Genomic DNA, 19,637 nt, shown 5'->3' with positions numbered 1-19,637 from the left:
TGGGGCGGCCCGGCGGGAGGTCCCATGAGCCTGCGCCTGCGCCCCACCATGCTGTCCGACCTCGACTGGGTCGTCTCGGTCGAGCGCGACGGTACCAACCTGCCCTTCATCACGCCCTGGGAGCGCCCGCAGCACGAAGGCGCCATCCGCTTTCCCGACTCACGCCACTTCATCCTTGAAGAAGGTGACGAACTGGAACGAATCGGCTTTGTCATCCTGCAGGGTTGCCGCAACCCGAACGGCTCGGTCGAGCTGAAGCGCCTGGTGCTGCAGGCCAAGGGCCGCGGCCTGGGGCGCTCGGCCGTACGCCAGCTCAAGGCCATGGCTTTCACGCAGCTGAAATCCCATCGCTTCTGGCTGGACGTGACGGCGCTGAACACGCGCGCCCTCGAGCTGTATCGCAGCGAAGGCTTTGTCGAAGAAGGCCGGCTGCGTGAGAGCGTGCGCGTGACGACCGATGGTGCCGACGGCTATGACTCGCTGATCGTCATGTCGCTGCTGGACCGCGAATTCCAGGCGCGCGTGGCCCTCGGGCTGGAGGCCGCATGAAGCCATGGCTGTTCCTGCTGCTGGCCGGCCTGGCACTGCCGGTGCATGCCGAGCTGTGGGGCTATGTCGACTCAGCCGGCATGGCCCACTTCGCGCCGCGCCAACTCGACGCGCGCTATGCCCCCGTGCTCGGCAGCGTCGGCATGAAGCGCGTGCCGGGCAAGACGGACGCGGGCCTGGCGCTGCTGAACTGGCTGGACATCGCTCCCGAAGTGAAGGCCGTCCAGCCTTGGGTGCGCGAGGCCGCCGCCCAGCACGGCGTGGACGCCGACCTGCTGAAGGCCATCATTGCGGTCGAGTCCGGCTACCAGCGCAACGCCGTGTCCCCGCGCGGCGCAACGGGCCTGATGCAGATCACGCCCGAAACGGCCAGCCGCTACGCCTCGCCTGCCGAGGCGGCGCGCTTGATCGAGCCCCGTATCAACATTCACACCGGCGCCCGCATGCTGGCCGATCTGATGCGCCGCTTTGGCCGCATCGACGCAGCCTTGGCGGCCTGGAATGCCGGCGAAGGCGCCGTGCGCCGGGCCGGCAACCGCGTGCCCGACATCGATGAAACCCAGGCCCACGTGCATCTCGTCCTCGAGTTGTACTGGGCCCTGCTGCAGCAGAGCCAACCGGCCCGCGCGCAGCGTTTGACCTTGCATCCATGAGTTCCCAGACCCCCATCGACTTCAACCCGCCCACCGACGACGGTGGCGACAACACGCTGACGCTGGGCGCTTACGCCCAGCAGGCGTATCTCGAATACGCGCTCAGCGTCGTCAAGGGACGCGCGCTGCCGTCCTATGCCGACGGGCAAAAGCCCGTGCAACGCCGCATCCTCTACGCGATGCAGCGCCTGGGCCTGGGCTGGAGCGGCAACTCCGGTGCCAAGCCCGTCAAGGGCGCCAAGGTCGTCGGCGACGTGCTCGGTAACTTCCACCCGCATGGCGACCAGTCGGTCTATGACGCGCTGGTGCGCATGGCGCAGGACTTTTCGCTGCGCTACCCGCTGATCGACGGCCACGGCAACTTCGGCAGCCGCGACGGCGACGGCGCTGCGGCGATGCGCTACACGGAAGCGCGCCTGGCGCCCATCGCCCGCCTGGTGCTGGACGAGATCGACGAAGGCACGGTGGACTTCCGCGCCAACTACGACGGCACCACGCAGGAACCGGTCGAGCTGCCGGCGCGCCTGCCCTTCGTGCTGCTGAACGGTGCCAGCGGTATCGCCGTGGGCCTGGCCACCGAGATTCCCAGCCACAACCTGCGTGAGGTGGCCGCTGCGGCCGTGGCGCTGCTGAAGGACGACAAGCTCTCCGACGAAGCGCTGTTCGATCTGATCCCCGGCCCGGACTTCCCTGGCGGCGGCCAGCTGATCAGCGCGCCTGAGGACATCCGCGCGGCCTACACCTCGGGCAGGGGCAGCCTGAAGGTGCGTGCCCGATGGAAGATCGAGGATCTGGCGCGCGGCCAGTGGCAGCTCGTCGTCACCGAGTTGCCGCACGGCACCAGCGCGCAGAAGGTGCTGGAAGAGATCGAGGAGCTGTCCAACCCCAAGGTCAAGGCCGGCAAGAAGACACTGTCGGCCGACCAGTTGCAGCTCAAGGCCAGTCTGCTGGCGGTGCTGGACGGCGTGCGCGACGAGTCCAGCAAGGACGCGGCCGTGCGCATCGTCTTCGAGCCCAAGAGCCGCACGGTCGAGCAGCAGGACCTGATCAACACGCTGCTCGCCCACACCAGCCTGGAGAGCAGCGCGCCCGTCAACATGACGATGATCGGCGCCGACGGGCGGCCGACACAGAAGAGCCTGCGCCAGGTGTTGGCCGAGTGGGTGGGCTTCCGCCAGACGACGGTGCGCCGCCGCACCGAGCATCGCCTGGCCCACGTCAACGACCGCATCCATGTGCTCGAAGGCCGGCAGCTGGTGCTGCTGAACATCGACGAGGTCATTCGCATCATTCGCGAGTCCGACGAGCCCAAGGCCGCGCTGATCGAGCATTTCAAGCTCAGCGACCGTCAGGCGGAAGACATCCTTGAAATCCGCCTGCGTCAATTGGCACGGCTGGAGGCCATCAAGATCGAGCAGGAGCTGTCCAAGCTGCGCGATGAGCGCACGAAGCTGGAAGACATCCTCGGCTCCACCCCGGCGCTGCGCCGCACCGTCATCAAGGAGATCGAGGCTGACGCCAAGCAGTTCGGCGACGACCGCCGCACGCTGATCCAGGCCGACAAGCGCGTCGTTGCCGAAGTGAAGATCGTCGACGAGCCGGTCACCGTCATCGTCAGCCAGAAGGGCTGGGTGAGGGCGCTCAAGGGCCACGAGGTCGACATCGCCGCCCAGACCTTCAAGGCCGGCGACACGCTGTGGGGGGCGTTCCGCTGCCGCAGCGTCGATCCCCTCATCGTGGTCGGCAGCAACGGCAGGGTCTACTCCGTCCCCATCTCGACCTTGCCCGGTGGCCGTGGCGACGGCCAGCCCATCACGACCATGATCGAGCTGGAGACGGGCAGCCAGATCGCCCATTACGTTGCCGGTGCACCGAACCAGCGCCTGGTGTTTGCCGGTTCGACCGGCTATGGCCTGATCGCCCAGATCGGCGACCTGGTCGGGCGCCAGAAGGCCGGCAAGACCTTCCTTGCGCTTGACGACGGCGAGCTGCCGCTCCTGGCCGCAGTGCCTAACGACGTAGTCGCTCTCCAGCTTGGCGTGCTGAGCGCCCAGGGGCGTCTTTTGAGCTTCCCGCTGGATGAACTCAAGCACCAGCCCAAGGGCGGCAAGGGTCTGATGCTGATGGACCTGGAGGCCAAGGACAGCGTGGCGTCCATCGCCTGCTTCACGACCCAGTTGCGCGTGCTCGGCAGCGGCCGCGGCGGCAAGCCGCGCGAGGAATTGCTGAAGAACCAGTCCTTGGCTGCCCACGCTGGCAAACGCGCCCGCAAGGGCAAAGCGGTGGACGGCCTGCAGAAGGTCGCGCACCTGACGGCCGAATAAGGTGCATGCGCTCAGAAAAGGTGACAGCCGGCCGTGACTTGGTGCACATCTGACAAAGCTTAGGGCGGCGTTTACAAGTTGCTACAAACCCGGCCCGTGATGTCCCTAGTGCAAGGGGTATGCAGGCGATTCAACAGTCTTCGCTGCACTGCACAATGGTTTCCGGCGGTTGTGCTTGACCGTCCAAAGTCAGGAGCTACGCAATGAAATTGAAAAACCTCGCCGCCGCATCCGTGGTGGCTCTAACCGCGCTCAGCAGCCAAGCTGCTTCCTTCAACTGGGGGGCGCATGATGCGTTTGAAGTCGGTGGCAACACCGTCTCTGGCGCCGTGTTCGACACCTTTTCGTTCTCGCTTGGTACCAGCAGCACGCTGACCAGCAGCGTGATCGCCAATCCCGGCAGCTTCTTGGGTTCGGCTTACACGCTGTACTCCTCAGGAGCTGACCACATGGTTGGTGGCGGTGACGATTCCTTTGTGGGCGCTTGGGGATTTAACACCGCAAACACCGTGGCGCTGGGTTCGGGCAGCTACTACTACTCCGTCCTGGGTGGCGCTACCGGCTCGTCCACATACGCCATCAGCTCTGTCGCGGCTGCGGTGCCGGAACCCGAAACCTACGCCCTTCTGGGTGCAGGCCTGGGCGTCATCGGCTTCCTCGCCTCGCGTCGCCGCCGCGATTCCTGATCGCGGTTGAACTGCCTGCGCGCTCCCAACGGCGCGCAGGCAGCTCACGACCCGTACAGCCCTGGTCATCCTGATCCAGGGCTTTTTCATGGGCGTCTCAAACTCGATCGACTAAGGGGTGGCCGCTGCGGCGCCGATGTGGCGCTCCAGGAAGCGCTCCACGCGGCCCCAGAAGTCCACGCTCGTCTCCAACGAGCGCCAGCCATGGCCCTCGTTGGGGTACACCACCCATTCCAGGCTTCGATGGCCTGCGGCTTCCAGGGCCTTTTTCATGTCGACGCCCTGCTGGACCTCAACGCGGCGGTCCTCGGCGCCATAGGCCATCAGCAGCGGCTGCTTGATCTTGGCGGCGAGCTTGACGGGCGCATTGGTGGCCAGCATCTCCGCGTCGTTCACCGGGTCGCCGACCAGCAGCTTGAGGTCGTGTTCGGCCCACATGCTCTGAATGTCGGTGTGGCTGCGGCTGAACAGCGAGGCCGGGTCGGTAACCCCCGCCCACTCGAAGCCGCAGCGGAAGAGCTCCGGGTTGCGCACCAAGCCCATGAGCGTGGCGTAGCCGCCGTAGCTGGCACCGGCGACGCAGATGCGCTTGGGGTCGGCGAGCCCTTTGTCGACGGCCCATTGGGCGGCGTCGGCGAGGTCGGCCTGCATGGCCTGGCCCCATTGCTTGCGGCCAAGGTTTTCATGGTGCTCTCCGTAACCCTCGCTGCCCCGGAATTCCGGCTCGATGACGAGGTAACCGCGGTTGGCGAGGAATTGCGCCATGTCGTTCCAGTACCAGTGATTGCCCCGCACCCAGGGGCCGCCGTGCACGAGCACGACCGCTGGACGCGAGGCGGCCGCACCGAGCGGCTTGGTCAGTTGCACGGGCATGGCCAGGCCGTCGCGGGTCTTCACGCGCAGAACCTCGCGCTCCGCCATGTCGGCGGCACGTACGGACGGACGCGACCGGAACAGCATCTTCAGCTGGCGGCTGTCGCGGTCATAGGCGTAAATGATTTCAGGCTGGCGGTCGGATGCGGCGTGGATCAGCACGCGCTTGTCCTTCAGGCAGTCGCGGCAGCTGATGGCGTTGACGGTGGCGGGTAGCAGCTTGTCGATCTCGGCCTGCAGGGCCTTCATGTCCTTGTCGAACCAGGCGGTGTCAGCGGCATCGGCCTCGTAGCGCAGGCCGATCAGCCGGCCGCTGTCGCGGTCCAGCACCGGGTGGCCGGTCCAGTCGTAGCCACGGATGGAGAGCAGGGTCTGGCGGCTGTCGCCCATCGCGCTGAGGCGCTGCACGATGCGGATGTCGCCCTTGGACTCGGCCGCGTCATGGCCGGCCACGAGCAGGTCACCGCCCGGCAGGCGCGCCAGCGGCATCGGCATGGGGTCGATGTTGCGGCGGCCGGAACGCCAGAGCTTCCAGGACCGGGTCTCGGCGTCGAAGAGATGCACGCCGAAGCCCGCGCCCTCCATCGTGATGCAGGCCTGCGGCTGGCCCTTGCCGTCCACCAGCCACTCGGCCACGCGGTTGGGCACGTTGTCGGTAACCAGCGTCAGCTTGCCCGTGCGCGTGTTGAGCCGGCCCAGCACCTCGTGGCTGAACTCGCCGTTCTCGTCCCAGGTGTAGCGCTGCACCATGACGTCGTCGCTGTCGTCGTCCAGCGCGCGCAGCAACCGCCAGTTCCAGGGCAGCAGTTTGTCAACGGCTTCCTTGATGCGCGTGCCGGTCTGGGCCTGGCCGGGGTTGATGTTGAAGCGCGTGGAGATCAGCTGCGTCACCTCGCCGCTGCGCACGTCCAGCACCCAGAGGCCCGTGGAGACTGGCGTGTCGCGCAGTTCGTGGCGCTGCCAGGCCTGAAAGACCAGCCGGTTGGGATTGAGCCAGTGGACGCTGGCGACGTCGAGCCGGTCCACGGCTGCGACGACGTCGGTGGGGCTGTCGTCGTCTACCCGAGCCAGCGCGAGCTTGGTGCGCTCGCCAGGGCGGTTGACGAGGACGGCGACGCGGCTCTGGTCAGGCGACAGCACGGCGCGCTCGAAAGCCGGCGGCCTGAAGAAGGCCTCGATGGGTAGCTTGGGCGCCTGGGCGCCGGCGAGTGCAGACGACAACAGGGCCAGCGTGACGCTGGCCTGCGCGATGATTCTCATGACTTCTCCCTGAAAACGGGGCCGAAGCCTACTCGACCCGCAACGGTAATGTGCCCTTGCGGGCGTCAGTCATCGAAGCCTGGGAAGAGCCGGCTCGGGAACACCATGCTCTGCGTCGTGCGAACGACGGCGCCGTCCTTGAAGTGGACGTTGAAGCGCAGGCCATAGCCCGCCTGGTCGGGCTCGATGGCCCAGTCCCAGACGTCTTCGCCGCTGAGGCGGAAGAACACACGCGTGCGCTCGCGGCCGAGGATGCGGCTGACCTGTTCGGGAGTCATGCCCGGCACGATGCGGGCGCGGCCGGCAGGGGAAAGGCCGTCCTCGATGCGGACCAGCCGGCCATCGACGGCCAGGCGAACCATGTAGCTGTGCCGGCCCATCGGCTGGCTCGAATATTCAAGCGTCCGGCCGCCGTCAGCCTCGGGCCAGGTGCGCACCGGCTGGCCATAGAGTGCGATGACGTCCGTCTCGCCGCTGACGCCGGGCTTCAGCCGCGCATCGCGATCCGGCGTCGCGCAGCCGGTGAGCAGTGCGGCGCAGAGAGCGAGGGCGGCGAGTCGCATGGCGATATTCAACGCTGGGCCAGGGCCCTCGCGCAGTCGCTGACGAGGCCCGGGCCCTTGTAGATGAGGCCGGTGTAGACCTGCACAAGGTCGGCACCGGCGGTGATTTTGGCGCGCGCGTCGGCACCGCTCATGACGCCGCCCACACCGATGATGGGATAGCCCGGCGGCAGGGCTGCGCGCAGCAGGCGAATGACGCGGTTGCTGGCCTCGAAGACCGGGGCGCCCGACAGGCCACCCATCTCGTTCGCATAGGGCAGGCCCTTGACGGCGTCGCGCGCGATCGTCGTGTTCGTGGCGATGACGCCGTCGATGCCGTTGGCCTTCAGCGTCTGGGCGATGACGGCAACCTGGTCTTCCTCCAGATCGGGCGCGATCTTGACGAACATCGGCACGCGCCGACCGCTCTGGCTGTCGAGCTGTTGCTTGCGCTGCTGCAGCGTGCCCAGCAAGGCACCCAGTGCTTCGTCGCTCTGCAGCGCGCGCAGGTTCTTGGTGTTGGGGCTGGAGATGTTGACGGTGATGTAGTCGGCATGCGGATGCACGCCCTCCAGGCCGAGCAGGTAGTCGTCCGCAGCGTTCTCGATGGGCGTCGCGGCGTTCTTGCCGATGTTCAGGCCGAGGATGCCGCCGGCCTTGCGGAAGCTGTGGGCGCGCTTCACGTTGGCGATGAAGCTTGCGAGCCCCTCGTTGTTGAAGCCCAGGCGGTTGATCAGCGCGTGGGCTTCGGGCAGGCGGAACATGCGCGGCTTGTCGTTGCCCGGCTGGCCTTTGGGCGTCACGGTGCCGACCTCGATGAAACCGAAGCCCATCGCGCCCAGGCCGTCGATGCAGCGGCCGTTCTTGTCCAGGCCGGCGGCCAGGCCGATGCGGTTCGGGAAGCGCAGGCCGGCGATGGTGACCGGATCGCTGATGCGTTCGCCGCACCAGAGCAGTTGCGCGGGCGTGTTCTGCAGCTTCGCGATGCTGTTCAGCGTCAGCTCGTGGGCGTGCTCGGGGTCCAGGCCGAACAGGAAGGGGCGGGTAAGGGCGTAGGGGATCAACGGCATAGCCCTTGATTCTCTCAGTCGCGATCCCACGGGGGCACGTCGCCCATCTTCTCCAGCATGAAGTCGATCAGCGCCCGCACCTTGGGCGCCGGGTGGCGGCTGGGCAGGTAGACGGCGTAGAGGGTGTTGGCGTCCGCCAGGCCGCCGACCGGCTGCCAGTCGGGCAGCACGGCCTTGAGCCGCCCCGCGCGCAGGTCTGCGCCGACGGCATAGGTGGGCAGCACGGCCAGGCCCAGGCCGGCCAGGGCGGCCACGCGCAGGGATTCGCTGCTGTTGGCCGTCAGCCCGCTTTCGAAGCGAAGCGCGCCGCGGGTCTCGACCTCGGCCTCGCCCTGCTCAGGGTGGCGAAAGCGCCAGCGGTCGGGGGACTGCAGATAGCCAAAGCGCAGGCAGCGATGGCCGGCGATGTCGGCCACGGCCTGCGGCTCACCGTGGGCCTCCAGATAGGCCGGCGCCGCACACAGCACAAAGCGGATGGCTGCCAATCGCCGCGCCACCAGGCCATCGGAAGGCTTGTGCGTCAGTCGCAGCACGACATCAAAACCTTCCTCGGCCAGGTCGACGTAGCGATCGTTCAGCCCTAGCACGACGTCGATCTGCGGATGCCGGGCGCAGAACTCCGCCATCAGCGCCGTGAACTGCAGATTGCCGAAGGCGGTGGACACCGATAGCCGCAGCACGCCGCGCGGCTCGTCGCGGCGGCCGGCCAGTTCGGTCTCCAGCGCCAGCGACTCATCCAGCAGCCGCAGCGCGCGTTCGTAGACGCTGCGGCCCTCGGCCGTCGGGCTGACGCTGCGCGTGGTGCGGTGCAGCAGGCGCGTGCCGAGCTGGTCCTCCAGCCGCACGACTTGCTTGCTGACGGCCGACTTGGTGGTGCCCAGCAGCCGCGCGGCGCCGGAGAAGCCCTTGGCGTCAACGACGCGAGCGAAGGCTTGCAGGTCTTCAAGGCGGCCCATGGCGACTGTGCTCCGTTTGGAAACTCTGAATCGACTTTATGACGGATTGTGTCCTGGATCATTGATTTCTAGAGTGCAGTCATCCCTTCAAGGAGTCGTCATGTCCACCACCACGCTGTCGCCCTGCATGGCCCGGTCCTTCCGGCCCAGCCTGTTCGACCGCCTGCTGAGCGCCGCTGCCGCGTCCAGCCTGCCGCTGCTTTTCATCCTGCTGTGGAGCAGCGGCTATGTGGCCGGCAAGCTGGCCCTGCCGCACACCGGGCCGCTGACGCTGCTGACGCTGCGCTTCGGCCTCGCCGCCGTCGTGTTGCTGGCCGTGGCGATGGCCACCGGCGCACCATGGCCGCATCGGGCGCGCGGTTGGGCGCACCTGGCCGTTGTCGGCCTGCTGATGCAGGTGCTGCACTTCTCGTGCATCTATTTCGCGCTGCAATGGGGCCTGAGCGCCGGCGTGGCCGGTCTGTTGATCGGCCTGATGCCGCTGGCCACGGCCCTGGGCGCGCATCTGTGGCTGCCCGAGCACATTGGCCGGCGCCAGTTGCTCGCTCTGCTCGGTGGGCTGGCCGGCGTGGCCCTGGTCATCGCCGACAAGCCGCTGAACGGCGCCTGGACCGCCTACGCCGTGGCCGGCCTGGGCCTGCTCGGCCTCGTCGCCGGCACGCTCTACCAGAAGCGCTTCTGCGCCCACATGGACTTGCGCAGCGGTGCCGGCGTGCAGATGGCCGTGTCGGCCCTGGCCGTTGCTGCGGTGGCAGGCCCGACCGAAGGATTTGCCATCGACTGGGCGCCCGAGCTGATCGGCTCGTGGTTGTGGCTGGGCCTGGTGAACTCCATTGGCGCCTTCAGCCTGATGTTCATCATGATCCGCCGCGGCCAGGCGGGGCAGGTGGCGCGGCTGTTCTTCCTGATCCCGGGCGTGTCGGCGCTGATGGGCTTCGTGCTGCTGGGCGAGCGCCTGGAGCCGCTGGCGCTCGCCGGTTTTGGCCTCTCTGCGCTGGCGGTGTGCTTTGCCGCCGCCAAGCGGTGAAAATGCGGGGCTTGCCTGGAGCCCTGCAATGAAACCTTTAGACGATCCCCACCACGACCGCGAAGCGGGCTCCCGCGACGAGACGCGCGATACGACGCGTACCGATGACACCCGCATCGGTGCCGTCCGTGCGCTGATCAGCCCGGCGCTGCTGCTCGAAGAGCTGCCCATTCCCGACGCGACGCTGGAACTTGTCGAGCAGGCCCGCCAGCAGATCAGCGACGTGCTGCATGGCCGCGACGACCGCCTGCTTGTCATCGTCGGCCCCTGTTCCATCCACGACCACGACCAGGCGATGGACTACGCCCGCCTGTTGAAGACGGCGCGCGAGGAACTGAGCAGCGACTTGCTGATCGTCATGCGCGTCTACTTCGAGAAGCCGCGCACGACGGTGGGCTGGAAAGGCTACATCAACGACCCGCGCCTGGACGGCAGCTTCCACATGAACGAGGGCCTTCGCCTGGCGCGCCAGCTGCTGCTCGACGTCAACGCGCTGGGCCTGCCGGCCGGCACCGAGTTCCTGGACCTGCTGTCGCCGCAGTACATCTCCGACCTGATCGCCTGGGGCGCCATCGGCGCGCGCACCACCGAGAGCCAGAGCCACCGCCAGCTCGCCTCGGGCCTGAGCTGCCCGGTCGGCTTCAAGAACGGCACCGACGGCGGTATCAAGGTCGCCAGCGACGCCGTGCTGGCCGCCAGCAGCGCGCATGCCTTCATGGGCATGACCAAGATGGGTACGGCCGCCATCTTCGAGACCCGCGGCAACGAGGACTGCCACGTCATCCTGCGCGGCGGCAAGGCGCCCAACTACGACGCGGCGTCCGTCAACGCTGCCTGCGATGCGCTCAAGACCTCGGGCCTGCGCGAGCAGGTCATGATCGACTTCTCGCACGCCAACTCCAGCAAGAAGTACGAGCGCCAGGTCGATGTCGGCCATGACGTCGCGGGTCAGATCGCGGGCGGCGATGCGCGCATCACCGGCGTCATGATCGAAAGCCATCTGCAGCCTGGTCGGCAGGACCTGGCCGAGGGTCAGACCAAGGCCGACTTGAAGCCCGGCGTGTCCATCACCGACGCCTGCCTGGGCTGGAGCCAGACCGAGCCGCTGCTGCGCGAGCTGGCTGCAGCCGTCCAGAAGCGCCGGGGTTAAGTCCACTCGCGCCGCCCGGCGCCCACCTGTCGCAGCGCGCTCGCGCCGCGGCGGGGCGATCTCCAACATTCAGCCATCCCACTGCTGAACCCTGGAGATCGCGATGAAACACCAAGCCCTTGCCTCCGCCCTGTTTGCCCTGCTGCCGCTGTGCAGCCAGGCGGCAGACGTCACCCTCGAAGTCGAGGGCCTGGACACGAGCCGCCTGCAGGGCGCCACCCTGATGGTGGCCGTCTTCACGGAGCCGGCCAACTGGCTGCGCCAGCCGCAGACCGGCCTGCGCTTCGTTCTCGGCCCCGAGGCCACTGGCGGCAAGTTCAGCGTCGTGCTCAAGGACCTGCCCGAAGGCCCGCTGGCGCTCAGCCTCTTCCAGGACGCCAATGCCAACGGCCGCCTGGACATGAACGCCATGGGCATTCCGGTCGAGCCCTACGGCTTCTCCAACAACGCTGCTGGCACCTTCGGCCCACCGAAGTTCGAGCAGGCCGTCGTGACACCGGTGACCGGTGCGTCGGTCAAGGTCAAGCTGAACTGAGCGGGGACGGCCATGAGCACGACCCGTCGTTCACTGCTGACCGCGCTGCTGGCCGGCGGCCTCAGCCCCGAACTGCTGGCCCTGGGCCTGCCGGTCGATACCTTCGCTGCCGATGCGCCGGAACTCTTGCCGCTGCGTGGCTTGAATGGCGAGAACCTGGACGCCAGCGCCGTCGTTGAAGGGCGCCTGCCCGCCGCGCTGCGCGGCCGCTACTTCCGCAATGGTCCTGGCCTGATGCAACGCGCCGGCCAGCGCTACCACCACTGGTTCGACGGCGATGGCCTGGTTCAGTCCTGGACACTGCAGGACGGCCGCGCCAGCCACCGCGCCCGCTTCGTGCAAACGACCAAGTTCCGCGCCGAGCAAGAGGCCGGCCGCTTCCTGCTGCCCGCTTTCGGTACGGCCATCAAGGCCGAACTGCCGGTGCGCGGGCCCGACAGCGTCAACGTGGCCAACACCAGCGTGCTGATGCAGGGTGACTGCCTCTACGCCTTGTGGGAGGGCGGCAGCGCCTATGAGCTGGACCCGGCGACGCTCGCGACGCGCGGCGTCAAGACCTGGGCGCCTGAGCTGCGTGGCATGCCCTTCTCGGCCCATCCCAAGGTCGAGCCCGACGGCACGGTGTGGAACTTCGGCACGGCCAACGGTCGGCTGGCCGTCTATCAGCTCGATGCCGCCGGTACCGTGCGCCGCCATGCGCTGCTGGATGTGCAGGCTCCGGCCATGCTTCATGACTTCGCCGTGTCGCAACGCCACCTCGTCTTTCTGCTGGCGCCCATCACCATGGACATGGCGGCCGTGCGCGCTGGCGCCTCCATGGTCGACGCGATGCGCTGGGCCGGCGAGCAACCGACGCGCGTGCTCGTCGTCGACAAGGCCGACTTCTCGAAGCAGCGCAGCTTCGAGATGCCGGCCGTCCAGGTCTTTCACTTCGGCAATGCCTGGGACGACGGCCGCATGCTGCGCCTGGACTATGTGCAGAGCACGCCGCTGCCGGAGTTCAACGCCGGCGCCCGGCAGATCATGCGCGGCGAGCGCACGGCGCGCGACGTGTCGACGCCGCGGGTGCTGCAGATCGACCTGGCTAGCGGGCGGCTGAACATCGCTGCGCGCGACGAGGCCGTCGAGTTCCCCGTCGTCGACCCGCGAGTCGTCGCCCGGCGCCACCGCTTCGTCTGGTACCCGACGGCCATCGATATCGGCGCGCGCTGGGGCTTCAACGGCCTGATGCGGTTGGACATCGACAGCGGCGCGCGCGAGCGCTTCAACTTCGGCAACGACACCGTCGTCGAGGAGCATGTGCTGGTGCCCAGGCCTGGCAGCACTCGGGAAGGCGAGGGCTGGCTGGTCGGCATGGGCTATGACATCCAGCGCCGGCGCAGTTTCTTCAGCGTCTTCGATGCGATGCGCCTGGCCAACGGCCCGCTGGCCCGCGCCTGGCTGCCTTACGCCGTGCCCTACGGCTTCCACGGCAAGTTCTACGCCGCTTGAACCTCAAGCCCCCCTGCTTCGAGAACGGGGCAGGGGACTCCGCATTGACAGGCTTTTGCAAGCCACCTATGGTCGCGCCGTTTGTTGAAAGCGCTTTCAGAAAGCGCTTTCACTTTCGGCGATCGGCAGCAGTTCGTCGTCGCCTGTTTCGGGATTCTTTATTCCCCAGTCAACACCATGGAGACGACAACATGCTGAATCTGAAGACCTGCGTGGCGATGGCCACCCTCTTGCTGGCCGGCACCGCCGGCGCAGCCACCACCAACGCCTTCGCCAACGGCGGCTTCGAAGCCGCGGCCGGCCCGGGCCAACTCGCCGCGGGCTGGTTGACGGCCGCCACCAGCAGCCCGGCCACGCTGTCCAGTGACGCCCACTCCGGCAGCTTTGCCTTGCTGCTCAGCGCCCCCAACGGCTTCGATGCCTCCATCGCGCTGCAGGACTCCGTCGGCCATGGCGGCATGCCCGTGCTGGGCGCCGCCAATGTGGGCGACACGCCCTGGCTGAGCTTCTGGGCCAAGGGCGACGCCAGTACCACCGGCAACGCCTTCGTCACGCTGCGCTACATGGGCGCCAACGGCATCATCAGCACGGCGCTCAACCAGCAGTTCCAGGGCCAGTTGAGCACCAGCAGCTGGACGCAGGTCAGCTTCCAGGCGGCTGCCGTCCCGGTCGGCACCACCTCGGTCTTCATCGAGATCGGCACCGCCGTCGGCCCGATCCTGGAGAACCGCGCCAACGCCGTCCTCGTCGACGACCTCCAGTTCGCGATCCAGACCGCCGCCGTGCCCGAGCCCGGCAGCTACGCGCTGTTGCTGGCGGGCCTGGCCACCGTCGGCGCCATCGCCCGCCGCCGCCGCGCCTGAACCCGAGGAGACAAGCCATGCAAGCCAAGATTCACACCCTCTCCGGGATCGGCGCGTCGCTGCTGCTCTGCGGCCTGGCCGCCCACGCCAGCGCCGCCGGCACCGTCGTCATCAACACCTATGGCCCCGGCGATGACGTCAGCGGCTGGGCCTCACTGCTGGGCCAGGGCCAGGACCTCGCCGTCGCCTTCGATATCAGCAGCGCCACCACCATCCAGTCCATCCTCACGTCCATCGACGGCGTGGGCGGCATCACCGTCGGCATCATGGCCCGCCAGGGCGCCGTGCCCGCCGGCAACAGCTGGCTCTACAGCACGCACCTGACCGATCCCTGGGCCAACACGGCGTTGGCGCCCAGCGGCTGGAACCTGGCCGCCGGCAGCTACTGGCTGGTGACCCAGGCCGACGCCGGCTTCGCCGGCCAATGGCAGAGCGGCACCGATTCGCCCAGCGCCGCCTGGGCCTTCTCCTCGTCCGGCAGTTGGCAGGCGGTCAACACGGGCTTCACCGGCGCGCCGGCCACCCGCATCACCGTCACCAGCGCCGTGCCCGAGCCCTCGACCTACGGCTTGATGGGCCTGGGCATCCTGGTCGTCGGGGCCCGCCTGCGTCGCAACCGCCAGCAAGGATGAATGCCATGAATCGCCAAACCCTCATCGGCGGCCTGCTGCTGGCCGCCAGTGCCATCGCTTCCGCCAGCGTCACCAGCCCCGTCATCGGCAAGCTGCTCTGGTCCGAGGAATTCAACGGCGCCAGCCTCGACAGCGCGCTCTGGTCGACCTATGACGGCAACGGCTGCCAGATCGGCCTGTGCGGCTACGGCAACCAGGAGCTGGAGTACTACCGCCCCAACAACCTCAGCATCGTCAACGTGCCTTTCGAGCCTGCCACGCGGGCCCTGGCCATCACGGCCAAGCGCGAGGTGATGGGCGCCAACCAGTTCACCTCCGGCAAGCTGGACTCGGCGGGCAAGGTGCAGGTCAAGTACGGGATGATCGAAATCCGCGCGGCCACGCCGTCGGTCGGCGTCGGCCTGTGGCCGGCCCTGTGGCTGCTGGGCACCAGTCCGCAGGCCTGGCCGCGCAAGGGCGAGATCGACATCATGGAGCAGGGCGGCCGCCAGCCCGCGGGCCTGCCCGCCGTGTCGCCGGACCAGTTCGTCGGTTCCAACGTCATCACCTTCAACCAGGCCGCCTGCGTGCCCGGCAACGAAAGCTGCGCCGCGTCCACTGCCTGGCAGACCAAGAGCTGGGTCACGCCCACGCGCTCGTTGGCCAACCGCTTCGTGCTGTATCGCCTGTATTGGACTGACACGCAGATCCGCTTCACGCTGGTGGACAACGGCCGTGAACTTGACATGTACAAGGCGCCCATCTCCACGGTGGGTTCGCCAGCGCTGCAGGAGCCGTTCTATCTGCTGATGAACATGGCTGTCGGCGGCAACTTCACGCCGGCCGCCACGCCTGCGCAGATCACCGCGCCGTTGCCCGCGACGATGTACGTGGACTATGTGCGTGTCTATGAGCTGGACGGCAAGGGCGAGGTCAAGCTGGGCGTCGGCATCACGCCGGAGGCCGGCAAATTCGGCGTGTTCACCGACAACACGCCTGTCAACAACAGCCAGGCGCTCGGCACGTCGGCGGACTTCTTCATCTGGAACACCGGTTCCATGGGTGGCGGCAACATCCCGGCGTTTGAGGGGTCCAACGTGCTGGCGCTGAACTACTTCGCGCCGGGGCAGTGGTTCGGCGGTGCCGTCCAGTCGCGCCAGGTGCACGACATGAGCGGCTTCCGTGGCGGCAACATCAAGCTGAAGATCAAGGCGCCGGCCAATGTGGCGTTCAAGATCGGCATCCTGGACACCTACACCAACCACAGCTGGGTGACCTTCCCCGCCAACACCACGGCCTATGGCCTGGTGCGCAACGGCGAGTGGGGCACGGCCACCATCCCGGTGGCCGAGATCGCCGGCCCGCTGGTGGCGCTGCAGTCCATGAACTCGCTGTTCGAGTTCCTCAGCGTGGACGGCTCCAATCCGGCCGCGTCCTTCCAGATGGCCTTCGACGACATCATCTGGGACTCGGGCGTGGCGGCTGTGAACGCCGTGGCCGTGACGGCGCCGGTGCTTGCCAAGACGACCGCCGTGCCGACGGCCTCGACGCAGGCCGGTGCGACCACCCTCGAACTCGCCGCCAACGCGACGGGCTGGGTAGACGCGCACTACACGGTCAACGGTGGCGAGACCCGGACCGTGCGCATGCGCCAGGACGGCGCTGCCAGCCGGTACACGCTGGGAGGGCTGAAGAAGGGTGACGTCGTGGAATACCGATTCACGTCCTGGGACAGCAGGAGCCAACTGGCCACCGATTCGGCGGTCAGGAGCGTGGTGATGAAGTGAGCCGGACCGGGATCGGCATTGTTCACCGCGCCGATCCCGGACAATCCGGGCCTATGAATCAAGACCAGCTCAAGCAACTCGTCGGCCGTGCGGCTCTGGACTATGTTCCCGCCGGTCAGATCCTCGGCGTCGGCACCGGCTCCACGGTGGACTGTTTCATTGATGCGCTCGCGGCCAGCGGTATCGCCATCCCCGGTGCGGTGTCGAGCTCGGAGCGCTCGACGCAGCGCCTCATCAAGCATGGAATCCCCGTGCTGAATGCGATCGAGGTGGAGCGGCTGGCCGTCTACATCGATGGCGCCGACGAGATCGATGGCCAGGGCTTCATGGTCAAGGGCGGTGGTGCCGCGCTGACGCGCGAGAAGATCGTGGCGGATCTGGCCGACCAGTTCGTCTGCATCGCCGACGAATCCAAGCTCGTGCAGACCCTGGGCAAGTTTCCGCTGCCTGTCGAGATCGTCCCGATGGCCGCCGCCCAGCTGGCGCGCCGTTTTGCCAAGCTCGGCGGCGAGGCCAGGCTGCGGGCCGGCGTCGTCACCGACAACGGCGGCCACATCCTCGACGTGACGGGCCTGTCCATCACCGACCCGCTGGCTTTCGAGGCCGAGGTCAGCCAGTGGCCGGGCGTCGTCACCGTCGGCGTGTTCGCGCGCCACAAGGCCAGCGTCTGTCTGCTCGGCGGTGCCGACGGCGTGAAGACCTTGAAGTTCTGACCGCATGCCGCGCGAGCCCCTTGGCTTCGATGCGGCATCGCACGAGAGGCACCATTGGTGGCGCAGCCTGCTGTTCAAGCTGGCCGTGTGCGGCGCCGCAACGGCGCTGCTGTGGTGGGCGAGCGGCTGGGCCGGCATGCTGGTGGCGCTGATACTGTGGGGCCGTGCCTTCGCGTCCGATCTTGTTGCCCTGGGCGAAACGGTCGGGCGGGGCCTGAAGGCACTGGCCTTCCGGCCCGTGCAGGGACGCTACTACGCCTTCAAGGGCCACCGCATTCGTGTGCTGGACGATGACATCGAGCGCCACCGCTGGATCGCGCTGGAGGATTTGTCGACGGCCCTGGGTGCGCCGATGCCGGCCGCATCGCTGCGGCGTCGCCATCCACAGTCGGTGCGCGAGCAACGCGACGGTAGCTATGTGCTCGATGAGGTCGTCCTGACCTGGCTGCGCGAGCAGCGCGGGGATCGCGCCGGGCGGTTGGCGCACTGGGTGGAACGTGAGGTCTGGTATCCGGCACGCGGCCGCAAGGCCAGCTACGCCCAGAAAAAAGGGGCGTCCGAAGACGCCCCCGATTGAGCCCGCTCGGCTCAGTTCCTGCCGACAGCGCTCCAGGCAGAGGCCACGGCATTCGCCTCGGCGCTGCCAGTCCCGTAGAGCTCATTGGCGGCGGCGATGGTGCCACTGCGTGCGCCGGCGTAGTTGGTGGACGAAGTGAACTTCGTCGTCAGGGCCCGGTACCAGATCTTGGCGGCCTTGTCCCGGCCGATGCCCGTCAGCGAGCCCGCGCCGGTGGCGACGCGGGTGTTGCCGGTCACGCAGGTCGGGCTGTTGCCGTAGGCACTGTTGGTGCCTTCGGCGAGCAGGAAGAAGAAGTGGTTGGTCACGCCCGAGCTGTAGTGCACGTTGAGATTGCCCACGCCCGAGTACCAGCAGTCCGCCGATGCACCGTCGGCGCTGGGCTTGACCATGCTGCGCAAGGCCCCGCCGCCCACCATGATCTTCTCGCCGATCAGGTAGTCGCCCGGGTCGCTGGCATTGGCGGCGTAGAACTCGACCATGGTGCCGAAGATGTCGGAGTTGCCCTCGTTGAGGCCGCCGGACTCGCCGGAATAGGTCAGGTTGGCCGTGCGGCTGGTGACGCCGTGGCTCATCTCGTGGCCGGCCACGTCCAGGGACACCAGCGGCTTGATGCTGGTGCCGTCGCCATCGCCGTAGGTCATGCAGAAGCAGGAGTCCGACCAGTAGGCATTGGCGTAGTTGCGGCTGTAGTGGACGCGGTTGTAGGCACCCTTGCCGTCATTGGCGATGCCGTTGCGGCCATGCACGTTCTTGTAGTAGTCCCAGGTCATGGCCGTGCCGTACTGCGCATCGGCGCCAGCGCTGGCGGCGTCACTGGTCGCGTTGTTGCCCCAGCTGTTGTCGGCGTCGGTCATGACGCTGCCACCGTTCTTGCGGCCGCCCATGCTGATCGTGTAGGTGCCGCCGCGGCTCGGGTCGCGCAGCTCGTAGCCGCCGCTGATGCTGTTGGTCGTCAGGGCCACGTTGCCGCTGTACAGCGTCTTGCCCGTGCCGTTGGCGGCCGCGGTGTGGATGTCGTCCCAGGCGTCGAGCTGGCGGGCATCCAAGGCGTCGACGATCACATGCTTCTCGAACGGCGTGCCATCGGCGCTTTCTCCGGAGACGGGCACGTCCCAGGCCAGGGCGGGCGCCTGGTCGCGGGCATAGATGACGAGTTCGGGTTTGCCGGCATCGCCGTCCATCGTGCGCAGCACGGCCATGGCGGCGCGATTGGCGTTCAGGGCCGGCTTGGTGGCGATGCCGTCCAGGCGCCAGCGCAGGTTGTGGTGCATGGCGCGCAGGGTGCCGAAGCGGTCGGTCTGCACGATGAGGTCGCCGCCGATGACGCGCAGGCCCGCGACGCTGCGGTCCAGGCGCACATGGCTGCCGCCGTCGCTGTCGATGACGATGTCGCGCACGCTGTAGCTGTGCTCGCTGCCGTGCAGGCTGAGTCCGGGAAACTGGCGCACATGGCCTTCGGCGCGGCTCTTCAGTGCGTTGGCGTCGGCGCGATTGGACTGGGCCTGGGCCAAGGTGGCCGAGAGTGCCACGCTCAGCAGCGCGAGGCGAAAGATCGGGCGAAACATCGGGAGCTCCTGGTTTGTTGGAAAGCGCGGCGGGTCTGCCGCAGGGTGCGCCGGTGCGGCGCTGGCATGACTTTGCTCACCCATGCCGCCGCGCGGGCTGGGAACATCCCGGGTGTGGCGCTGGGGCGCAACAAGCCGGGCGACCTTTGGCGTTTCAGGCTGTAAGGGCGGCTCCCGCCACGCTGGGCGCCGGCGGTCGCGTCCCTGAACGAGGGACGGGCGGCCCCTGATTCCCAAAAGCAAAGAGCCGGGCATTGCCCGGCTCCCGTTCAATGGCGCTGCGTGGCGCGGCTCAGAAGGTCTCCCAATCGCCGTCGTCCTTCGCCGGCGCTGGCGCGGGGGCAGGGCGCGGCGCAGCTGCGGGCGCCGGCCTGGCCATGGGCGCGGCGGTCGGCCTGGCAT

At 67.9% G+C, this 19,637-nt stretch carries 18 protein-coding genes; 13 read left to right on the top strand and 5 right to left on the bottom strand.

Annotated elements, in window-relative coordinates; genetic code table 11:
* Positions 1-24: 24 nt before the first annotated feature.
* The 4 genes from ACXJKM_RS29420 (at position 25) to ACXJKM_RS29405 (ending at position 4,212) form a co-directional block, all read left to right on the top strand.
* Positions 25-549 carry a GNAT family N-acetyltransferase gene (locus tag ACXJKM_RS29420; RefSeq protein ID WP_457356593.1) on the top strand — a complete coding sequence of 175 codons (525 nt, stop codon included), beginning with the start codon at positions 25-27 and terminating at the stop codon, positions 547-549.
* A complete protein-coding gene (locus ACXJKM_RS29415) occupies positions 546-1,202 on the top strand; it encodes a lytic transglycosylase domain-containing protein (protein ID WP_457356592.1) in 657 nt (218 codons plus the stop codon). The genes ACXJKM_RS29420 and ACXJKM_RS29415 overlap by 4 nt, the downstream gene beginning before the upstream one ends.
* Complete coding sequence (gene parC / locus ACXJKM_RS29410; RefSeq protein ID WP_457356591.1) at positions 1,199-3,526, top strand: DNA topoisomerase IV subunit A; 2,328 nt, start codon at positions 1,199-1,201, stop codon at positions 3,524-3,526. The genes ACXJKM_RS29415 and parC overlap by 4 nt, the downstream gene beginning before the upstream one ends.
* Before the next feature lie 203 nt (positions 3,527-3,729).
* Entirely contained in the window at positions 3,730-4,212 is a 483-nt protein-coding gene (locus ACXJKM_RS29405; RefSeq protein WP_056196142.1) for an FxDxF family PEP-CTERM protein, read from the top strand.
* 111 nt (positions 4,213-4,323) lie between these two features.
* Here ACXJKM_RS29405 and ACXJKM_RS29400 read toward each other — a convergent pair whose 3' ends face one another.
* The 4 genes from ACXJKM_RS29400 to ACXJKM_RS29385 form a co-directional block, all read right to left on the bottom strand.
* A complete protein-coding gene (locus ACXJKM_RS29400) occupies positions 4,324-6,345 on the bottom strand; it encodes an alpha/beta hydrolase family protein (RefSeq protein ID WP_056196144.1) in 2,022 nt (673 codons plus the stop codon).
* A gap of 65 nt (positions 6,346-6,410) precedes the next feature.
* Complete coding sequence (locus ACXJKM_RS29395) at positions 6,411-6,908, bottom strand: outer membrane protein assembly factor BamE (protein WP_457356590.1); 498 nt, start codon at positions 6,906-6,908, stop codon at positions 6,411-6,413.
* A gap of 8 nt (positions 6,909-6,916) precedes the next feature.
* Entirely contained in the window at positions 6,917-7,957 is a 1,041-nt protein-coding gene (locus ACXJKM_RS29390) for a quinone-dependent dihydroorotate dehydrogenase (RefSeq protein WP_457356589.1), read from the bottom strand.
* A 14-nt stretch (positions 7,958-7,971) separates the two neighbouring features.
* Entirely contained in the window at positions 7,972-8,913 is a 942-nt protein-coding gene (locus ACXJKM_RS29385) for a LysR family transcriptional regulator (RefSeq protein ID WP_457356588.1), read from the bottom strand.
* A 100-nt stretch (positions 8,914-9,013) separates the two neighbouring features.
* Here ACXJKM_RS29385 and ACXJKM_RS29380 point away from each other — a divergent pair, with 100 nt between their 5' ends.
* The 9 genes from ACXJKM_RS29380 (at position 9,014) to ACXJKM_RS29340 (ending at position 17,667) form a co-directional block, all read left to right on the top strand.
* Entirely contained in the window at positions 9,014-9,940 is a 927-nt protein-coding gene (locus tag ACXJKM_RS29380) for a DMT family transporter (protein ID WP_457356587.1), read from the top strand.
* Positions 9,941-9,968: 28 nt separating this feature from the next.
* The gene (locus ACXJKM_RS29375) at positions 9,969-11,090 is read left to right on the top strand and encodes a 3-deoxy-7-phosphoheptulonate synthase (RefSeq protein ID WP_457356586.1); all 1,122 of its coding nucleotides are present in this window, start codon (positions 9,969-9,971) and stop codon (positions 11,088-11,090) included.
* A 103-nt stretch (positions 11,091-11,193) separates the two neighbouring features.
* Complete coding sequence (locus ACXJKM_RS29370) at positions 11,194-11,625, top strand: DUF2141 domain-containing protein (protein ID WP_056196160.1); 432 nt, start codon at positions 11,194-11,196, stop codon at positions 11,623-11,625.
* Between the two features lie 12 nt (positions 11,626-11,637).
* Entirely contained in the window at positions 11,638-13,116 is a 1,479-nt protein-coding gene (locus ACXJKM_RS29365) for a carotenoid oxygenase family protein (protein ID WP_457356585.1), read from the top strand.
* 191 nt (positions 13,117-13,307) lie between these two features.
* Positions 13,308-13,979: a PEP-CTERM sorting domain-containing protein gene (locus ACXJKM_RS29360; protein ID WP_457356584.1), complete on the top strand. Its 672-nt coding sequence runs from the start codon at positions 13,308-13,310 to the stop codon at positions 13,977-13,979.
* Between the two features lie 17 nt (positions 13,980-13,996).
* Entirely contained in the window at positions 13,997-14,611 is a 615-nt protein-coding gene (locus ACXJKM_RS29355) for a PEP-CTERM sorting domain-containing protein (protein WP_457356583.1), read from the top strand.
* A gap of 5 nt (positions 14,612-14,616) precedes the next feature.
* Entirely contained in the window at positions 14,617-16,377 is a 1,761-nt protein-coding gene (locus ACXJKM_RS29350; RefSeq protein ID WP_457356582.1) for a glycoside hydrolase family 16 protein, read from the top strand.
* Positions 16,378-16,430: 53 nt separating this feature from the next.
* Positions 16,431-17,090, top strand: coding sequence for a ribose-5-phosphate isomerase RpiA (gene rpiA, locus ACXJKM_RS29345; protein WP_457356581.1), 660 nt, complete (start codon positions 16,431-16,433; stop codon positions 17,088-17,090).
* Positions 17,091-17,094: 4 nt separating this feature from the next.
* Complete coding sequence (locus ACXJKM_RS29340; RefSeq protein WP_457356580.1) at positions 17,095-17,667, top strand: hypothetical protein; 573 nt, start codon at positions 17,095-17,097, stop codon at positions 17,665-17,667.
* An 11-nt stretch (positions 17,668-17,678) separates the two neighbouring features.
* On the opposite strand, the gene ACXJKM_RS29335 is transcribed toward ACXJKM_RS29340, so the two are convergent.
* A complete protein-coding gene (locus tag ACXJKM_RS29335; RefSeq protein WP_457356579.1) occupies positions 17,679-19,235 on the bottom strand; it encodes a M4 family metallopeptidase in 1,557 nt (518 codons plus the stop codon).
* Between the last annotated feature and the right edge of the window lie 402 nt (positions 19,236-19,637).

The organism is Roseateles sp. P5_D6, assembly GCF_054049415.1.
The sequence above is the reverse complement of the archived record's forward strand: the minus strand, read 5'-3'. Positions and strand labels throughout refer to the sequence as shown.

Coding starts and splice junctions, on each gene's coding strand:
- ACXJKM_RS29420 (WP_457356593.1), top strand. CDS start 25: ATGAGCCTGCGCCTGCGCCCCACCATGCTGTCCGACCTCGACTGGGTC.
- ACXJKM_RS29415 (WP_457356592.1), top strand. CDS start 546: ATGAAGCCATGGCTGTTCCTGCTGCTGGCCGGCCTGGCACTGCCGGTG.
- parC (WP_457356591.1), top strand. CDS start 1,199: ATGAGTTCCCAGACCCCCATCGACTTCAACCCGCCCACCGACGACGGT.
- ACXJKM_RS29405 (WP_056196142.1), top strand. CDS start 3,730: ATGAAATTGAAAAACCTCGCCGCCGCATCCGTGGTGGCTCTAACCGCG.
- ACXJKM_RS29400 (WP_056196144.1), bottom strand. CDS start 6,345: ATGAGAATCATCGCGCAGGCCAGCGTCACGCTGGCCCTGTTGTCGTCT.
- ACXJKM_RS29395 (WP_457356590.1), bottom strand. CDS start 6,908: ATGCGACTCGCCGCCCTCGCTCTCTGCGCCGCACTGCTCACCGGCTGC.
- ACXJKM_RS29390 (WP_457356589.1), bottom strand. CDS start 7,957: ATGCCGTTGATCCCCTACGCCCTTACCCGCCCCTTCCTGTTCGGCCTG.
- ACXJKM_RS29385 (WP_457356588.1), bottom strand. CDS start 8,913: ATGGGCCGCCTTGAAGACCTGCAAGCCTTCGCTCGCGTCGTTGACGCC.
- ACXJKM_RS29380 (WP_457356587.1), top strand. CDS start 9,014: ATGTCCACCACCACGCTGTCGCCCTGCATGGCCCGGTCCTTCCGGCCC.
- ACXJKM_RS29375 (WP_457356586.1), top strand. CDS start 9,969: ATGAAACCTTTAGACGATCCCCACCACGACCGCGAAGCGGGCTCCCGC.
- ACXJKM_RS29370 (WP_056196160.1), top strand. CDS start 11,194: ATGAAACACCAAGCCCTTGCCTCCGCCCTGTTTGCCCTGCTGCCGCTG.
- ACXJKM_RS29365 (WP_457356585.1), top strand. CDS start 11,638: ATGAGCACGACCCGTCGTTCACTGCTGACCGCGCTGCTGGCCGGCGGC.
- ACXJKM_RS29360 (WP_457356584.1), top strand. CDS start 13,308: ATGCTGAATCTGAAGACCTGCGTGGCGATGGCCACCCTCTTGCTGGCC.
- ACXJKM_RS29355 (WP_457356583.1), top strand. CDS start 13,997: ATGCAAGCCAAGATTCACACCCTCTCCGGGATCGGCGCGTCGCTGCTG.
- ACXJKM_RS29350 (WP_457356582.1), top strand. CDS start 14,617: ATGAATCGCCAAACCCTCATCGGCGGCCTGCTGCTGGCCGCCAGTGCC.
- rpiA (WP_457356581.1), top strand. CDS start 16,431: ATGAATCAAGACCAGCTCAAGCAACTCGTCGGCCGTGCGGCTCTGGAC.
- ACXJKM_RS29340 (WP_457356580.1), top strand. CDS start 17,095: ATGCCGCGCGAGCCCCTTGGCTTCGATGCGGCATCGCACGAGAGGCAC.
- ACXJKM_RS29335 (WP_457356579.1), bottom strand. CDS start 19,235: ATGTTTCGCCCGATCTTTCGCCTCGCGCTGCTGAGCGTGGCACTCTCG.